Source organism: Brevibacillus sp. M2.1A (assembly GCF_013284355.2).
Taxonomy (GTDB): Bacteria; Bacillota; Bacilli; order Brevibacillales; family Brevibacillaceae; genus Brevibacillus.
The window spans coordinates 3,332,219-3,349,916 of the sequence record NZ_JABSUY020000001.1; the positions used below are offsets into that span (position 1 = coordinate 3,332,219).

Sequence of the window (17,698 nt, forward strand, 5' to 3'; positions counted from 1 at the left end):
GCTCCATGGGAGTTTTTCGTAGTAGGCTAGTCAGATTATTACGAAAAAAACAGACCATATGGAGAGGGACATAAAATGAAAATCATCACCCTATGTGGGTCTACCAAATTCAAAAAGGAATTTGAGCAGGCGAATACGTATTTGACTCTCCAAGGAAACATCGTAATGAGTGTTGCCTTTTTCGAGCAGAGTGAGGGCTTTGCAATATCACAGGAGCAAGCAGTTTTACTCACAGACATTCACTTTCGAAAAATCGACTTGTCCGACGAGATATTTGTCATCGATGTAGAGGGCTATATCGGGAACAGTACAAGACAAGAAATTGCGTATGCGAAAGAACAAGGAAAGCCCGTTCATTATTACTCCAAGAGTGGGATCAACGATAAAGTGATTGCCGCATTCTTTCTCTAACCAGAAACAACAGAGGTGAAACAGGTGAAAGCTCAAAATCTAGCATCGATCTTCCTTTACATAGCCGTCATCTTTCACTTGCTGGGCATGAGCGGCTGGACTTCTGCCAAGCTGGCACAACCGATTGAGCTGGCCATTCTCGCGCTGATGCTCCTGTCCATTTTCGTTTTACGGAAAAAGAAACGAAAAAAGCGTCGGGCAAGAAGGCCAGCACCAGAAGTAGCCGTTCTGCTTGAGCAAGCCGAGGAAGGAGAGCCAGGCAAATGATTCACGACATCCACATGCAGGCGATTCTGGACGCTTCTCACGACGGGATTATCGCGGTCGATCGGGATTCCATGATTATCGGGGTCAATAAAAACGCGATGGAAATACTCGGTCTGCCAAGCAATATCGTTGGACAAAAAATTACCCGTTATATCCCCAATTCAGATATGTTGAGGATTTTGGCAACAGGAAAAAAAGAGATTGGGGACATTGCGACGATTCTGAATCGACAAATTATCATTAACCGTTTGCCGATTGTCGTGGAGGGTGAAATCGTGGGTGCTGTGTCTACTTTTAAAGAGATTACCGACATTCAAAAAATGGAGATGCGCATTCGCAAGCAGAGCATGGAAAGCGGCTTGGAAGCCAAATTCCGCCTGGAGGATATCGTGGGAGAGTCTTCTGCGATCCGGGAAGCGAAGGAATGGGCGGAAACATTTGCGCGGACAGATGCGACAGTTCTCATACAGGGGGAGACTGGGACAGGCAAGGAGCTGTTTGCCCAAGGGATTCATTTGAGCAGCCAGCGTGCAACCGGACCGTTCATCCCGGTTAACTGTGCGGCACTCCCTGGCAATTTATTGGAGAGCGAGTTGTTTGGATACGAGGAAGGAGCTTTTACAGGCGCACGAAAAGGCGGAAAGCCCGGGCTGTTTGAATTGGCCCACGGAGGCACTCTGTTTCTCGATGAAATCGGTGAGTTGTCAATCCCGATCCAAGCATTGCTCTTGCGTATCTTGCAAGAGAAAAAAGTGCGCAGAATCAGCGGGGAGCGCATCGTCCCGGTCGATGTGAGAGTCATCGCGGCAACGAATCGGGATTTGGAACGGCTGGTAGAAGAAAACCAGTTTCGATCAGACTTGTACTTCCGATTGAACGTGTTGACGCTTGAGTTACCTGCTTTGCGAGAGCGAATTGAAGATATTCCGCTATTGGTGGCGTCGATTATGGAAGAAATCAAGGAACGGGAAAATAAAAGGCATTTGAAAGTAGAAGAGGCCGTTTTTCACGTTTTCAAACAATATGACTGGCCAGGCAATGTACGAGAGTTGCGCAACGTGGTGGAAAGAATGGTCTTGCTTTGCAAGGACGACGCACTTGGCAAGAAGGACACAGCTTTTTTTGCCAAGAAGCTGTATCAGCGACAATCTTACCGAGACCAAGAAGAGGGAGAAGCAGAAGTCATCCGAAAGGTGTTGGCGGAGACAAAGGGAAACAAGGGGGAGGCGGCGAAAATTTTGGGAATGGATCGGTCCACCCTGTGGAGAAAAATGAAGCGCTACGAAAGGTCGTAGAAATTGATGCAAGTGCAACATCAGCGATGCATGTTTGCAACAGAGTAAGCACCGTTAATTGCATAATTAACAGAAAATTAAAAACACATTCATTTGGCATGGTAGTTGCTTATTTATGGGGATCACAACATAACGACTTTTACGAAGAGGCGAGGGGAGAGCATGACACCACAACCGATTATTCGTGTAAAAAATGTCTCGTTTGCCTATCAGGTTAACCAAGATCAACAAATTCCTGTCCTGCAAAATGTCTCCCTAGAAGTGTTTCCAGGAGAATATGTCGCCATTATCGGTCATAATGGGTCCGGTAAGTCAACGCTGTCTAAGCATCTCAATGGAATTTTGACTCCAAAGGAAGGTGACGTCATCGTTAACGGCATCAACACGCGTGAAAAACAGCGCATCCATGAAGTGAGGAGCCGTGTCGGGATGGTTTTTCAGCATCCGGACAATCAGATTGTCGCGACGATTGTAGAGGACGATGTGGCTTTCGGATTGGAGAACATCGGGACATCGGCGGAAGAGATGAAAACACGAGTGGATTTTGCCTTAGAGGCAGTAGGAATGAGTGCATTTCGCCATCGCCCGCCTCATCATTTGTCTGGCGGACAAAAGCAGCGGATCGCCATTGCGGGTATATTGGCGATGAAGCCCCAAGTCCTTGTCATGGATGAAGCGACGAGTATGCTGGACAGCTACGGTAGACAGGATATTTTGGCAGTCGTTCGCAAGCTGCATCGCGAAGGAATGACGATTGTCACAGTGACCCATCACATGTCAGAGGTAGCAGAAGCAGATCGCGTCATCGTGATGGAGGGCGGCAAGATCGTATTGGAGGGGACTCCACGAGAAGTATTTTCCCATCAGGAAAGACTTCGCGAACTCCATCTGGATGTTCCAGACGCGAGCCGAATCGCTCATCTCGTCCACTCCGAATATAGCGAATTTACCCCTGATCTCATCCACAATGAGGAAGTTGTTGCGGAGGTTAATCGTCTATACGTCAGACAAGCGGAGGCGAGTGGTTCATGACGCAACCGATCGTAAACGTAGAAAATCTTTCTCATGTCTATATGCAGGGAACACCTCTCGAACATCGGGCTCTCGATCAGGTAAGCATCCAGGTGGCAGAGGGCGAATGCTTGGCCATTATCGGTCATACCGGATCGGGAAAATCGACGTTAATCCAGCATTTTAACGGTCTGATTCGCCCGCAGTCCGGTACGGTCATCATCAATGGAATGGACGTATCTTCACCCAAAATCGATATTCGTACATTGCGCAGACAAGTAGGGCTCGTTTTTCAAAATCCGGAGGATCAACTGTTCGAAAAACTGGTCGGTGATGATGTAGCCTATGGCCCTTTTCGGATGGGGCTGCCTTTAGAGGAAGTGCGGCGACGTGTTCAGTGGGCGATGGACTTGGTCGGCCTCTCGTTTCAGGAGATGAAAGATCGTCCGACTTTTGCCCTAAGTGGAGGGCAGAAGCGCAAGGTGGCATTGGCTGGTGTCCTTTCCTTGCAACCCAAGGTTCTCGTGCTTGATGAGCCAACTGCCGGGTTGGACCCGCGCTCTCGTCTTGAGCTATTGGAACGCATCCGCAGTCTCAATCGGGAAGAAAAGCTAACGGTTATTTTCGTCTCACACAATATGGAAGAGGTCGCCAAGCTTGCAGATCGTGTCTACGTTATGGCAAACGGCCAATCAGTCTGCGAAGGGACACCACGACAAATTTTTAGCAATCAGGAATTGCTGCGACAGCATCACATCGGCACACCGGAATCAGTCGATATTTTATACAGGCTCCGTGAGCATGGCTACAGCATCGATCCTAGCGCTTTTTTACCTGAAGAGACAGCGATGGAAATTTTGAAACTGTTGAACCGCTAAGGAGGGGGTCCACATGTCAGCAGAATTTGAATTGACGAGAAATATTACGATCGGTCAATATTTACCCACTGCTTCGGTCGTTCATCGTCTCGATCCTCGTTTCAAGCTTGGTGCTTTCGTCATTCTCATCTTAGCGATTGCCATCTGCGATACATATGTGGGCAATCTGTTTGCTTTAGCCATTTGTATCTGGATGTTTCAAATCTCGAAGATCCCTCTGCATTACGGCATATCCGGGATCAAGCCCGCTATCCCCTTTATCATTATATTGGCGATCATGCAGTTGCTTTTTTACGGGGAGGTTGTCAATGGCGGAACGGTTTATTTGAAATACGGCTTCATCACGATCACGAGTGAGAGTGTACGCCTCGTCATTGTGTCTGCCATGCGCTTTGTAGAAGTGATCTTTTTATCGAGTGTCCTCACGCTCAGCACTTCTACGACGGAACTCACGCACGGCATGGAGCGACTGCTGGGGCCTTTGGAAAAAGTGAAGTTTCCCGTTCACGCGTTTGCATTGATCATTACGATTGCTGTGCGCTTTGTACCTACCTTCGCGATGGAAATGGAAAAAATGATGAAAGCACAAGCGTCTCGCGGTGCAGACTTCGGTACAGGAGAATGGTGGCGGATTATCCAGAGAACAAAAGATATGTTTCCTATCATTATCCCGCTGTTTAATGTGGCGCTCTCCAGAGCTGAAGATTTGATTTTGGCAATGGAAGCCAGATGCTACACACCAGGTGCCGCACGGACCAGATACACCCAGTACAAGGCAGTAGGCAAGGATTACGTCGCGCTGATCGCAAGCATAGTCATTTCTGCCGCCATGCTCGCCATACCTTGGTAAGGAAGACTAGCGGGAACTCGCCCGAGTAGGGCATTCCACATAAAACTCGTAAAAGGAGGAGTATGCATGGAAAAAGGCTTGACCGTTCGCAAGATTGTCATTGCAGGCGTTTTGGGGGCGATCGCGATTTTGCTCGGGGTGACTCGTCTCGGCTACATTCCGGTTCCGACAGCAGCGGGCAATGCCACTATTATGCACATCCCGGCTGTCATCGGGGGCATCATGGAGGGCTGGGGCGTTGGTATGATCATTGGCCTTATATTTGGAGTCTCTTCTTTCTTAAATGCCACCGTCCCGCTGTTTAAAGACCCTCTTGTCGCCATCCTGCCACGGTTGTTCATCGGCGTGACTGCTTACTTGACCTATGTTGGTTTGAAAAACGTCAATCAGTACTTGGCGATTGGTGCCGCTGGTTTTATCGGGGCGATGACAAACACGATCCTGGTACTGGGCATGGCCGTTATTCGAGGCTACATGACGCTTGGTGTAGCGACAACAGTCGCAATCACGAGCGGCTTGCCAGAAGCAATTGTTTCTGTCATTGTGACATTGGCAGTCGTGGCGGCCTGGAAGAAGTTAGGCTCAGCGGGCAGGCAAAAATCAAAAATTTCAGGAGACTTATAATGACCGGAACGATAGTTGACGTACCCGGCGTTCTTGTCGGGCATGCACAAAACGAAGAAACATTAACGGGATGCAGTGTGATTATGCTGGAAAAGCCGTCTGTCTGCGGCGTGGATGTCCGGGGTTCAGCCCCGGGCACTCGCGAGACAGACCTCTTGGACCCGCTCAATCTGGTGAGTGTGGTCCATGCAATTTGCCTTTCGGGTGGTAGTGCATACGGCTTGGATGCTGCCTCAGGTGTCATGCAGTATTTGGAGGAACAAGGCATCGGGCTAGATGTTGGCTATGGCGTCGTTCCTATCGTTCCAGCAGCAGTCTTGTTCGACCTGGCTGTAGGCGACTATCGGGTTCGTCCAGATCGTCATATGGGCTATGCGGCAGCACAGGCAGCAAGCCGTGAGACAGCAGCACAAGGAAACGTCGGTGCTGGTACAGGTGCGTCAGTAGGCAAGCTGAATGGATTTGTGAATGCGATGAAGAGCGGGGTGGGCACAGCTTCCGTGATTCTACCGAATGGACTCGTCATAGGCGCAATCGTTGCTGTAAATGCAGTCGGTCATGTCGTAGATCCACAGTCAGGGACGATAATAGCCGGACCGAGAGATGAACAGGGTACCATTCGGGATAGCGTGGAGATGATGCGCCAGCAAGCTTTTGCCCCAATCCCTCCAGGTACGAACACGACAATTGCCGTAGTCGCGAGCAATGCCCGCTTGTCCAAAGCAGAAGCAAACAAAGTTGCGCAAATGGCTCATGACGGGCTTGCCCGTACGATCCGTCCGATTCACACCATGTACGATGGCGATACGATCTTTGCTGTAGCAACAGGCGAAGTAGAGGTGAGTGTAGACCTGGTGGGCGCGTTGTCCGCAGATGTGCTGGCAGAAGCCGTCGTCCAAGCGGTTAAGCAAGCTGAGGAAGCAGGGGGGCTGCCATCTTATCGCAGTTACTTCCAGGAATAGGTGTAACAAAATTGGATGCAGAGGAGAGGGTTGGCGGATGAATCAGGTAATATCCTTTGTTGACGAGCAGGAAGTTGTACGCCTTACGCAGGAGCTGGTAAGAATTCCGAGTGTATTTCGCCCTGATCAGGCAGGAGCGAATGAAGAGCGGGTCGCGCTATTTGTCGCCGATTATCTTCGCAATATGGGTTTGCAGGTCTTCTATGAGGAGGTTGTTCCGGGCAGGCCGAATGTCATCGCTTTTTACGATTCGGGTAGACCTGGCAAAACGCTTTTGTTCGAAGCCCATACAGATGTCGTAACAGAAGGGGACCGGGATGCTTGGAGCTATGACCCTTTTGGCGGGACAATATCTGGTGGGCGTATCTACGGGCGTGGCTCCTGTGACACAAAAGGAAATCTGGCAGCCGCGATATGTGCCGTCAAAGCAATCCAACGATCCAAACAGTCTTTTACAGGAAAAATCCTCCTGTGCATCCCTTGCGATGAGGAGAGCATGATGATCGGGATCAAAGATTTCATCCGCCGCGGCTGGGCCAACAACGTTGATGCTGCGATCATCTGCGAACCGGAAGAAAATCAGCTCTGCATCACGCAAAAAGGAGCCATGCGAGCGATTCTTCGTACGTTTGGCAAAATGGCGCATGGTGCCATGCCACTGACAGGAATCAATCCAAACACAAGGATGGCACGCGCCATAGTCGCATTAGAGGAGCTGGAGCGCAAGGAAATGGCTCGTCTGGGAGAGCACCCGATGTTGGGGTGGCCGAGTATCACTCCGACGATTTTGCAGGCACCGGTCAAAGGAGACGCCCAGATCAACGTCGTACCCGATCAATGCATGACCACGCTTGATATTCGCACGGTACCCGGGCAGGACCACCAGGCGCTGTATAAAGAAATCAGTGAGATATTAGAAGGATTAAGCAAAGAAGATGACAAGTTCAAAGCCACCTTGGAAGTCATCGAAGAGCGCCCATGGACGTTGACTGGCATGAAGGAAGAAGTCGTGACTGCTGTCGCTAGCGCGTATCGGGAAATTACCAAAAAAGAACCCGTTTATAATGGCGTCCCAGGTGCGACAGATGGTACCTTCCTGCACAAGGCCGGCATACCGATTTTGACGACAGGCGCAGGCGATCGTCACATCCCTCACCATGCAGATGAGTACGTAGCCATTGACCAATTGGTGGAATCCACCCAACTTTTTGCCTTGTCAGCGTTGACGTTTTTGACGCAGCCAGTTCGAGCTTGATCGCCCTATAAAAGAACTCTGCTTATGGTAGCGGCAGAGTCTTTTTATTCTCGAAAAAGAAGTTTTCATAGTAAAAACTTGCAGAATCCATCTAATTTTTTTTACAATAGGCTTGTTACATAAGCGAAAAGGAGGCGCGTGCCCATGAATATGCGTTGGAAATTGGATGTCTTGTATTCCTCGTTTGATGCACCAGAATGGAAACAAGATTGGGAGAAGTTAGTACGTGAAACAGAAGAGATCAAAAGTTGGGCAGCGCAAAACTTGCAATCTTCAGAAGATGCAGTAGCGAAAATGGAGAAATACATCACCATGATGACCTCTGTCCTGCAAACGCAGTTTCGTTTGTACGCCTACGGAGAGTTGACTGCTAGCGTGGATGCCAAGAATGAAGCAGCACTGCTCGCAATTGAAAAAGTACAGAATCAGGCTGTTGAATTGGTTGAACCGGGCGTACAATTCCAAAAATGGTTAGGATCGTTGAGCAACCTGGACGAGTTGATCAGCCAATCGGAGCTGTTAGAGACACATCGCTTTATGTTGACAGAAATGTCAGACAAGAGCAAATATATGCTGAGCGAAAAAGAAGAAATCGTTCTGGCAAAAATGAAAAATACAGGGTCAAATGCATGGACAAAGCTCCATGAAATACTGACTTCCACATTACTGGTAGACATTACAGTCGATGGGGAGCACAAACAGCTTCCATTGCCAGTAGTACGAAACATGGCGAACGAAAAAGATCCGCAGCTTCGTAAAACGGCATATGAGGCGGAACTTGCCGCTTACAAAAAAATTGATGAGGCTGCAGCTGCCAGCTTGAATGGAATTAAGGGTGAGGTTATTACCGTAGCGAAGCTCAGAGGCTATGAATCGCCGCTGGATAAGACGTTGCAAGACTCCCGCATGGACCGCGAGACGCTCGAAGCGATGCTTCAGGCGATGCGTGAGAGCCTTCCATCCTTCCATCAATACTTCCGTACAAAGGCGAAGTTGCTCGGTCATGAGAGCGCTCAGTTGCCGTTTTATGATTTGTTTGCGCCAGTTGGTGAGGCAGACATGCGGTTCTCGTATGAGGAATCCCGCGACTTCATCGTGAAGCACTTTGGTAGCTTTAGCGAAAAGCTCGCCAACTATGCAGCACGAGCTTATGACAATCAGTGGATTGATGCAGAGATTCGAGAAGGCAAACGTGGAGGGGCATTCTGTTACAACCTGCACATCGTAGGGGAGAGCAGAATTATGTCCAACTACACAGGCAGCTACAGCGATGTGAGCACAATGGCACATGAATTGGGACATGGTTATCACGGAGAATGTCTCGTAAACGAAGCATTCTTGAATAGCGAATACCCAATGCCAATCGCCGAGACTGCGTCCATTTTGTGCGAAACCATCATTGCCAATGCAGCGCTGGAACAAGCGACAGCCGAGGAAGCATTTGCGATTTTGGAAAATGATATCAGCGGGGCAAGTCAGGTGATCGTCGATATTTATAGCCGTTACTTGTTCGAGACTGCTGTATTTGAGCGCAGAACAGAAGGTGCCTTGTCTGTTTCCACGCTGAACGAACTGATGCTGCAAGCGCAAAAGGACGCGTACGGAGATGGTTTGGATCCGGCGGCCCTACACCCTTACATGTGGGTATGCAAACCGCACTATTATAGCGCGGATTACAATTTCTACAACTTCCCGTATGCTTTTGGGCTCTTGTTCGCAAAAGGCCTGTACGCAGAGTATCTCAAGCGCGGGGAGGCTTTTGTTGAGCAGTACGACAAGCTCTTGTCAGTAACGGGCAAAATGAGCGTTGCGGACGTTGCAGCTATCATGGATGTTGACGTACGCTCAGTTGATTTCTGGCGGAATTCTCTCTCTTTGGTTGCAAAAGATATCGACAAATTCGTTGAGCTCGCATCTGCTCGCCTGAACTAAACAGGAAGAACGTCCGCTATGTCATGAGCGGACGTTTTTTATTTATGATACAAAGCGTTTTTGTGCGCATAGGGAACAGAGGGGAAGGAGAAAGTAAGAAAAAACAGATGAGGTGATTACGTGGTAAACGGATTGCAGTTACTCGACCTATTACGGGAAACGGAGAACAAGATGCTGCATTTACATAGAGCCATCGACAGAGTAAGCAGCGAGCCGGATTTCAAGGAATCTGTCAGTGTTCTTACCGTAGTCGTTCGCGATTATCAACTCCAACTCGACAAAATGAAGCAAGCGTTGGGCAAAATCGAAATCGGAGGGCAACAACAACAGAATCAGCAGGCCCATAATAACGAAATACATTAAGCACAAAAAAGACAAACAGCCCTCGACCTGCTGTAAAAGCAGAGAGGGCTGTTGTTTGCTTATTTGTGTAGGAAAGCTTACTGGAAATTAGCGTAACGCTTCACGCCGTAAAACGGGTAGAGCTTATGCATGTATTCGACTTTGCCATAACGAACATCTTCGCCATTCGCATGCACGATTGCCCCATTACCCAGATAGATCGCTACGTGAGACACGCGTCCTTTGCCAAGCGAATCGTAGAACAAGAGGTCACCAGGCTGTGCTTGATCCAATGATACTTCTTGACCACCACGGAATTGATCTTCAGAAGTGCGCGGAAGTGTAACCCCAAGCTGCTCAAAAACGTATGAAGTAAAGCCACTACAATCAAAGCCATTCGGAGTAGTTCCGCCTAAGACGTATGGTGTATTAAGCAATGGTTCAAAAATTTCCTTCAAACGACCCAGATCTTCTGCATTTACCTCGGCAGGCAGCGAAACGGTAGAAGTGAGGTTTGGACTTAGGAACTCTGTAGAAACGTATGCTTCACGATCTTCGAATTCGATTTTCGTCCATTCACTACCCGTCTCTACGACTTCTACAATAGAACCGAATCGTAGCTTGCCTAATACTTTTGCGTCAGTCGAAGGCTTTTTACGAACATTCAGCACGTCACCAGTGACGCGGGCTTTTTCACCAGCTGTTAGTTCTTTAGACTCAGTGGTAGCGTTATCATTCTGATTGACAGCTACATCGGAAGGAGTGTCAGTCGCAATGGAGCCAGAAGTGTTTTCACCATGAATAGACAATGTTTGTCCAATTGACAATCTATCATCATTCAGTTGGTTCCATTGAATGAGTTGTTCCACTGATACTTGATGCTCGCGAGCGATTTTGCTCAGCGTATCACCTGCTGATACCACATATGCCGATGAGGAAGCATGGGCAGCAGTAGGCAGCAGAGTGAAGAGGGCGAGGAAGGTGAGTAGCCTCGAAGTCTTTTTCATGTCATCGTCTCCACCAATCTACTAAAATCTGCATATCTAGCTAAAATTCTATCGGATTTTGCTTGGTAAATCTATGAAAAAAATAATCTTTATTTTATTTTTTAAAAACTATTGCATCACGAGATAGGATCGTGCTATATTACAGAAGTCGCCGCGAGATGGAGACAAAAACCACATGGAGCTGTGGTGAAGTTGGAGTTCACGCCGGTCTGTCACACCGGAGGTCGCGGGTTCGAGTCCCGTCAGCTCCGCCATTCTTTTACGAGAATGTGCGAATTTAATAGTTTTTCTAATGTGCCGGTATAGCTCAATTGGTAGAGCACCTGACTTGTAATCAGGGGGTTGTGGGTTCAAGTCCTATTGCCGGCACCATTTTTATGCGGTCGTGGCGGAATTGGCAGACGCGCTAGATTCAGGTTCTAGTGGTGGCAACACCGTGGAGGTTCAAGTCCTCTCGACCGCACCATATGGCAAACAACAGGTTCGTACATTAGCTGATGAAGCTAATGACGAGCCTTTTTATTTTTCTTGCATGTTGAATCCTCCTCCATTTTCCATTACAATCACATTATGATAATGAATCTCATTTTCACTATCGTTTTTGATGATTCATAAACAAACAAGAAAGACAGTGGAGGGGTAGTTGTGGGAGAAAAGTTGGAGCTGTTTGATGTAACCATTATCGGCGGTGGCCCTGCGGGGATGTACGCTGCCTTTTATAGCGGAATGCGCGATATGAAGACAAAACTCATTGAAGCGAAAGAAGAACTCGGTGGACGAATGTTGATCTATCCAGAAAAAATGATCTGGGATGTAGGCGGTGTACCACCACAGTTATGTGAAAAGCTAATTGCCAATCTGGTACAACAAGCAAAGACGTTTGATCCTACCATCGTCTTAGGTGAGGCGATCATTGGATTAGAGCCACAAGAAGATGGAACTTACATACTCGTTGCAAAATCGGGGAGACGACATTGGACCCGCACGATCATATTGGCTTTGGGTCGAGGTATTTTGAAGATGGCAAAGCTGGAGATCGAAGGAGCCGAGCGCTACGAGGTGACAAATCTTCATTATACGGTGCAGGAACTGGAGCCATTCCGTGGGAAGCATGTCCTCATCTCAGGGGGCGGGGACTCCGCGGTCGATTGGGCAAATGAACTGGTACAAATCGCAGCATCCGTCACTATCGTGCATCGCCGAGATGTATTTGGAGGACATGAGCGGAATGTAAAGCGCATGAAAGAGTCCTCTGCGATCGTTCGTACGCCATATGCGGTCACGCAATTGCAAAGCTCAGACAAAGAAACGATCGATAAAGTGACGATACGTCATCTGGAGACAGACGAGACAGAGCAAATCGATGTAGACGCCATTATTGTCAATCACGGATTGAAGGCCGATTTCACTGGAATTAACGAGTGGGGCTTGGACATGGATGAGTGGAACGTGTTTGTCAGTCCTCGTCTGGCAACGAATCTGCCAGGGATTTTTGCGGCGGGAGATTTTGCTAGCTTTGACAGCAAGATTACGCTGATTGCGGGAGCATTCACCGATGCGGCTGTGGCTGTAAATAGTGCCAAATTGCATATTGACCCGGTAGCAGACCGAATGGCGTACGTTTCTTCTCATAACCAGCGCTTTAAAGAAAAGAACAAAGCCCTTGGGGTTATCGATGAGGACGACGAGTAGAATTGATGTAGGACAAAAAGCCCAACATTTGCAGGTTGATCGTCGCTTTTCCCATACGTTACATTGTAAGAGGCAAGGTATAAAAATATTGACAGTCTATATAAATAGGGAACTCCGCGTCAGCAAATCGATCAACAAATATGGGAGAGGAAGTAGAAATGAAGAAAGTTCGGCATTGGCCGATCACTATGGCGATTGTAGCCCTTGTGTTCTCGCTCGGTATGAACTATGCCCCTGAGCATGCAATGGCATTACAAGTAGACCACCGGTTATCTCCTGCTATCGAGTTGCAGGATAAGTTACAGGAAAAGTATGTGGAGAAGATGGGCCTCAAGGAAGAGGAGGTTCTTGGCTTTTATTACTCATCGATGAAAGACAGCACAGATGCTCGTAAACATAACATCAAGCAAGCATTGAGCAAGATTCATAATGAAAAAATCAAGCCGCAACAGGTGTTTTCTTTCAATGAAATAGTGGGAAATTCGAATTTGCCAGTGGATGGTTGGCAACAGGCCGGGGTTATTCAGAACGGCCAGCTCGTCGATGACTATGGAGGCGGGGTTTGTCAGGTTTCCAGCACGCTTTACAATGCAGTTGCTGAAGCGGGAATGATCATGGTGGAACGGCATAACCACAGCAAATCAGTGAGATATGTGCCAGTGGGTCAAGATGCCACAGTCGCGTATGGCTATAAGGATTTTAAATTTACCAACTTGTACGATTTCCCTGTGAAAATCAAAGCAAAATCATATGATGACGAACATGTTGTGATTGCGATCATACGTGCGTAGCTAAGCAGGAATAAAGGGGGCATCCTATGGATGAACCCTGTTTTTTTCGGTATTTCTTCAGGGAAAAAATGGATGGAGATTTGGTTTTGAGTCATGCATTCCTGACCATACTGTTTTAGAGGGAGGTGCCGTGATGTTCGTTCAGGTGACAGGTGATTCACACAATCAAGAGGTTCTCGTCTTGGGAGAACGGTTAGATCGCCAGCAGGATGGTTGTTATCTCTTGCCTGGGAGACTTGTCCACGCATTGAAGCCACATGATTTGCCGGTAGGAATCCCGTTCAAGCTCTCAGGTGCGCTGCCCTCTGGCTACGGGTTTTATCGGGAGGATACTGTTGTTTTCCGGCGGACGAATGATACTCCCTCCCTGTGGATTGATGTTACTTCTACATATATGGTTGCGGAATGGGATGGTTTGTTCTCGGCAGAAGCGACGGTTGAAGCCAGAAAGCATGTCGTGGAACAACAACAGCAGTTTGCCTTTGTCCTCTCCGAAGCGACAGAGCAGCAAGTGATTTTCCATTACGAATTTTCCTGGAGCTCTGAGCAAGAGATGGATTTGGAGAGTGCGTTGGAATCTATTTGTGATACCGTGATTGAAGTAGAAGCACGAGGAAATGCCCGTCTTTGGCCTGGCTATGGAAACTACATGGAAGAGGGCGAACAAGACAAGCTGTAATACACCATGCAGCCATGATATAGTGAAAAAAGAGACAGCCACCAAAGGAGAGGACGAGATGGAGCCAGTCAAAAATATTTACTGTATCGGTCGCAACTATCGATTGCATGCTGCGGAGTTAGGGAACGATGTGCCAACCAAGCCAATGATCTTTGATAAGCCAACACATGCGCTTGCGATGGCAAATGGTGAGGCCATCGAGCTTCCGGCATCTCGTGGAGAGCTTCATTATGAGGCGGAGCTTGTGATTCACATCGCGAGACCGTATGAGGCTGGGGTTACACTTGACGAAATGATTGACAAAATAGCACTCGGGATCGACTTTACTTTGCGTGATGTTCAGAGCGAGCTGAAGAAAGCAGGGCATCCATGGTTGTTGGCAAAAGGGTTTAAAAATTCAGCCATTTTGACATCATTTCATCCTTTCCCTGGTATCCATGAGCTGCACCAAACGGATTTCTCGTTGCTGAAAAATGGAGAGCAGGTGCAACGAGGCAATCTGCGTGATGTGATTTTTGATTTGGAAACCATTATTGCCTATATTTCCGAAAATCTGGGACTGGATCAAGGAGATATCATTTACACGGGTACACCAGCAGGGGTAGGCCCGGTTTCGGATGGAGATGTGCTCACTCTCAAGTGGGGAGAAGAGACGTGGGGGCAGTTTACAGCCAAAATGAAATAGAGACGAATCGCGAACCATCTTCTGACAGAAACAAGCAGAAGATGGTTTTTGTTTGGGGCTCAGGCCAGGAAAATAGCCACTTTTCGCGAAGAAAATCAACTTTGAAACCGTTTTGTAATCTTTATGGTTCCATGGAACTAAGAAGTAACAACCGCCTACTTTGCACACCGTTTTCTGACTAGTCCCATGCTACCAATTCCATCATTGGAAAATTTTACGGTCTTATCCTCCTGTTTCCTCCTGCGCTATTCTGTCCATGTACCCAAGACGGGTGCCACAACATGACAAGGAGGAAAAGAAAGTGACGAAACGAGATTGGGTAATGAGGTCAACAGTAGCAGTCATGCTGAGTACGTCCCTGTTAATGGGTGGTCAAATTGGAGAAGTGGCCGCTAAGACACCAGATTCAAAACAATCAGAGATTGCGAACATTGCTACTTCTTTGATCGGGAAGGATTATGAGTACAAAGCAAAGGGACCGAAGCAATTCGGATCAGCAGAGCTGGCTACGTATGCGTACAAACAAGTAGGGATTTCCATCGGGAGCACAATCTCTAGCCTGTACAAGACCGGGACTAAAGTATCCGAAAAAAGCGTGGTGCCAGGAGATTTGGTGTTCTTCGCCTCTAGCGGAAGCGGCAGCCCAACTTTTATGGGAATATACATAGGCAGTGATCAATTCGTTTATTCTTCAAAAGGGGAAGACGAGGTAGTTGTAAAAAAATATTCGGAGTACAGTGACAAATTTGTAGGGGCTCGTCGTGTTATTGATAGCAATTCCTCAGAGACTACGCCTACTAAGCCAGAAAAGCCGGCAAGCAATCTTGCTGACCAAGTCATTAAAAATGGCGAAAAGTATATGGGTACCAAATACAAATACGGGTCAAGCAGCAGTACGACCAATACATTCGACTGCTCTTCCTTTACACAGCGCGTGTTTAAAGAAGCCGGCATTACATTGCCGCGCGATTCCCGCCAGCAATCAACTGTGGGGAAATCTGTTTCCAAGAGCAATCTGCAAAAAGGTGATCTGATCTTCATGAAGGCATCCGTAACCACTTCTTCTGATCGGATTACACACGTAGCCATTTATGCAGGGGATGGGAAAATCCTGCACACATACGGCAGTCCTGGTGTGACTTATTCCAAGTACGACGGAACGAACTGGGAAAAGCGCACAGTTAAAATCAAGCGCGTCATTTAAGCATCAAATCCATTTCAGCTCTCATGCACTTGCATGGGGGCTTCTGTATTATATAGGACGCTTGTTCGCACAGATCGTTTCGCGTCAATTTTTGCCAATAGTAGTACGGAGCAAGTAGCGTCATAGGCCTTTTTTTGTCCCAATTTTTTGTCGAAAGAAAAAGGTGAGAAATATAGTGATGTCGAATTATTATTCATCAATCTTAGAAAAGGTGGAGATGTGCCTATGGAACTAAACATGCCAGTGAACTATAACTTCGCTGCCCAGGTGGACGAATGGGCGAAAAAACACCCGGAGAGACGAGCGGTTTGGGAGTTAGATGAACAAGGTCAGGAACATATCCTTACGTACGAAAATTTGCGCCAATATTCAAATAAAATTGCAAATGGACTAGGTTCCATTGGAATCGAGCATGGGGATCGGGTACTCGTTCTGGTTTCCAGGGGAACATTGGCTTATGGTCTCTATTTGGCTCTGCTGAAGCTGGGGGCAGTGATTTTGCCAGGGTCTGAGATGCTGCGTTCCAAAGATATTGAGTACCGGATCAATCATGCAAAAGTAAAGGCTGTGATCAGCTTCGGGGGAGCAATGAGTGAGGTTGATCTGACGAGAGGCAACTGTTCTACGCTGCAACACTACATCACGACGGGAGAAGTGAAAGAAGGTTGGATTTCGCTTGAGGGGCTACTCCAAGGGCAGGACACAGAATTTGAGGTAGTAAACACGAAGTCCGATGAGCTGGCATTCCTGTCTTATACATCAGGCACGACTGGGGGACCAAAAGGAGTTATGCACGTTCACGGTTGGCCGTTTGCGCATCTGGCTGTAGCCGCTACACAGTGGCTGGACGTTCGAGAAGGTGACGTGGTTTGGGCAACCGCTGGGCCTGGTTGGGCCAAGTGGATCTGGAGCCCGTTTGTCTCTACGTTAGGACTGGGAGCGACCGCATTTGTCTATAAAGGAAAATTTTCCGCGGAGAATTATTTGACGATTCTGCAAAATTATCCGGTTTCTGTCTTGTGTGCGACGCCAACCGAGTACAGAATCATGGCAAAAGTAACGAACCTGGAACAATACAAGCTGTCCGCCTTGCGCTCCGCATGTTCCGCCGGTGAACCACTTAATCGGGAGGTGATCGACACATTCCGCCGAGTATTCCAGTTGACCGTACGAGATGGATACGGACAGACAGAGAACACGTTGCTGGTAGGTACCTTTGTTGGCATGGAGCCAAGGCCAGGTTCAATGGGCAAGCCATCGCCAGTTGTGAGGATTGCCATTATTGACGAAGAAGGAGCGGAGCTGCCGGTAGGCAAAGTGGGCGATATTGCAATTGATCGTCATATGGTGGCGCTGTTCAAAGGCTATCTGGATGATCCCGAGCGCACTGCCAGAGCATTTCGCGGAGACTGGTACGTGACGGGTGACCAAGGTCGCATGGACGAAGATGGCTACATCTGGTTCGAAGGACGTTCAGACGACATTATCATCTCAGGCGGATATACGATTGGTCCGTTTGAGGTTGAGGATGCGTTGGTGAAGCATGCGGCAGTAGCGGAGTGTGCGGCGGTTGCCAGTCCTGATCCAGAGCGTGGGCATGTGGTAAAAGCTTTTGTCATCCTGAAAAAAGGGAATGAGCCATCCGAAGAGTTGATCGCGGAATTGCAAAACCATGTCAAACAATTAACTGCTCCTTATAAATACCCGCGCAAAATCGAATTTGTTCAGGAACTGCCGAAAACGACCTCCGGTAAAATCAGACGGATCGAGCTGCGTCAGCAGGAGGTACAGCAAAATCAGCATATGTAGTGAA

18 protein-coding genes and 3 tRNA genes are annotated in these 17,698 nt (G+C 48.0%); 20 read left to right on the forward strand and 1 reads right to left on the reverse strand.

Going from position 1 to position 17,698, the window contains the following annotated elements; genetic code table 11:
- The first annotated feature begins 75 nt into the window (after positions 1-75).
- The 11 genes from HP567_RS16535 to HP567_RS16585 all read left to right on the forward strand — a co-directional run bounded on the left by HP567_RS16535 (position 76) and on the right by HP567_RS16585 (position 9,848).
- On the forward strand, positions 76-411 hold the full coding sequence (locus tag HP567_RS16535) for a DUF4406 domain-containing protein (RefSeq protein WP_173609427.1): 336 nt from the start codon (positions 76-78) through the stop codon (positions 409-411).
- A 24-nt stretch (positions 412-435) separates the two neighbouring features.
- Complete coding sequence (locus HP567_RS16540; RefSeq protein WP_173609426.1) at positions 436-678, forward strand: hypothetical protein; 243 nt, start codon at positions 436-438, stop codon at positions 676-678.
- Positions 675-1,973: a sigma-54 interaction domain-containing protein gene (locus tag HP567_RS16545; RefSeq protein WP_173609425.1), complete on the forward strand. Its 1,299-nt coding sequence runs from the start codon at positions 675-677 to the stop codon at positions 1,971-1,973. Before HP567_RS16540 ends, HP567_RS16545 begins: the two co-directional genes overlap by 4 nt.
- Before the next feature lie 162 nt (positions 1,974-2,135).
- Complete coding sequence (locus tag HP567_RS16550) at positions 2,136-3,005, forward strand: energy-coupling factor transporter ATPase (RefSeq protein WP_173609424.1); 870 nt, start codon at positions 2,136-2,138, stop codon at positions 3,003-3,005.
- The gene (locus HP567_RS16555) at positions 3,002-3,862 is read left to right on the forward strand and encodes an energy-coupling factor transporter ATPase (protein WP_173609423.1); all 861 of its coding nucleotides are present in this window, start codon (positions 3,002-3,004) and stop codon (positions 3,860-3,862) included. Before HP567_RS16550 ends, HP567_RS16555 begins: the two co-directional genes overlap by 4 nt.
- A 13-nt stretch (positions 3,863-3,875) precedes the next feature.
- Positions 3,876-4,712 carry an energy-coupling factor transporter transmembrane component T family protein gene (locus tag HP567_RS16560; protein WP_173609422.1) on the forward strand — a complete coding sequence of 279 codons (837 nt, stop codon included), beginning with the start codon at positions 3,876-3,878 and terminating at the stop codon, positions 4,710-4,712.
- A 66-nt stretch (positions 4,713-4,778) separates the two neighbouring features.
- A complete protein-coding gene (locus tag HP567_RS16565; RefSeq protein WP_056493023.1) occupies positions 4,779-5,336 on the forward strand; it encodes an ECF transporter S component in 558 nt (185 codons plus the stop codon).
- Positions 5,336-6,298: a P1 family peptidase gene (locus HP567_RS16570; protein WP_173609421.1), complete on the forward strand. Its 963-nt coding sequence runs from the start codon at positions 5,336-5,338 to the stop codon at positions 6,296-6,298. Before HP567_RS16565 ends, HP567_RS16570 begins: the two co-directional genes overlap by 1 nt.
- A gap of 37 nt (positions 6,299-6,335) precedes the next feature.
- Positions 6,336-7,553: a M20 family metallopeptidase gene (locus HP567_RS16575; RefSeq protein ID WP_173609420.1), complete on the forward strand. Its 1,218-nt coding sequence runs from the start codon at positions 6,336-6,338 to the stop codon at positions 7,551-7,553.
- A 144-nt stretch (positions 7,554-7,697) separates the two neighbouring features.
- Positions 7,698-9,485: a M3 family oligoendopeptidase gene (locus HP567_RS16580; protein ID WP_173609419.1), complete on the forward strand. Its 1,788-nt coding sequence runs from the start codon at positions 7,698-7,700 to the stop codon at positions 9,483-9,485.
- A 120-nt stretch (positions 9,486-9,605) separates the two neighbouring features.
- A complete protein-coding gene (locus HP567_RS16585; protein WP_173609418.1) occupies positions 9,606-9,848 on the forward strand; it encodes a hypothetical protein in 243 nt (80 codons plus the stop codon).
- 77 nt (positions 9,849-9,925) lie between these two features.
- Here HP567_RS16585 and HP567_RS16590 read toward each other — a convergent pair whose 3' ends face one another.
- Positions 9,926-10,834: a C40 family peptidase gene (locus HP567_RS16590; RefSeq protein WP_173609417.1), complete on the reverse strand. Its 909-nt coding sequence runs from the start codon at positions 10,832-10,834 to the stop codon at positions 9,926-9,928.
- Between the two features lie 177 nt (positions 10,835-11,011).
- On the opposite strand from HP567_RS16590, the gene HP567_RS16595 reads away from it, so the two are divergent.
- From HP567_RS16595 to HP567_RS16635, 9 genes are all read left to right on the forward strand, one after another.
- A tRNA-Asp gene (locus HP567_RS16595) sits at positions 11,012-11,088 on the forward strand.
- A 42-nt stretch (positions 11,089-11,130) separates the two neighbouring features.
- Positions 11,131-11,206, forward strand: a tRNA-Thr gene (locus HP567_RS16600).
- Positions 11,207-11,213: 7 nt separating this feature from the next.
- A tRNA-Leu gene (locus HP567_RS16605) sits at positions 11,214-11,300 on the forward strand.
- A gap of 179 nt (positions 11,301-11,479) precedes the next feature.
- Complete coding sequence (locus tag HP567_RS16610; RefSeq protein ID WP_173609416.1) at positions 11,480-12,526, forward strand: NAD(P)/FAD-dependent oxidoreductase; 1,047 nt, start codon at positions 11,480-11,482, stop codon at positions 12,524-12,526.
- 158 nt (positions 12,527-12,684) lie between these two features.
- Positions 12,685-13,317, forward strand: a complete 633-nt coding sequence (locus HP567_RS16615; RefSeq protein WP_173609415.1) for a VanW family protein — start codon at positions 12,685-12,687, stop codon at positions 13,315-13,317.
- Between the two features lie 133 nt (positions 13,318-13,450).
- Positions 13,451-13,996, forward strand: a complete 546-nt coding sequence (locus HP567_RS16620; RefSeq protein ID WP_173609414.1) for a hypothetical protein — start codon at positions 13,451-13,453, stop codon at positions 13,994-13,996.
- A gap of 58 nt (positions 13,997-14,054) precedes the next feature.
- Positions 14,055-14,681, forward strand: a complete 627-nt coding sequence (locus HP567_RS16625; RefSeq protein ID WP_173609413.1) for a fumarylacetoacetate hydrolase family protein — start codon at positions 14,055-14,057, stop codon at positions 14,679-14,681.
- A 301-nt stretch (positions 14,682-14,982) separates the two neighbouring features.
- Complete coding sequence (locus HP567_RS16630; RefSeq protein ID WP_173609412.1) at positions 14,983-15,885, forward strand: C40 family peptidase; 903 nt, start codon at positions 14,983-14,985, stop codon at positions 15,883-15,885.
- Between the two features lie 225 nt (positions 15,886-16,110).
- Positions 16,111-17,694, forward strand: a complete 1,584-nt coding sequence (locus HP567_RS16635) for an acyl-CoA synthetase (protein WP_173609411.1) — start codon at positions 16,111-16,113, stop codon at positions 17,692-17,694.
- Positions 17,695-17,698 lie beyond the last annotated feature (4 nt).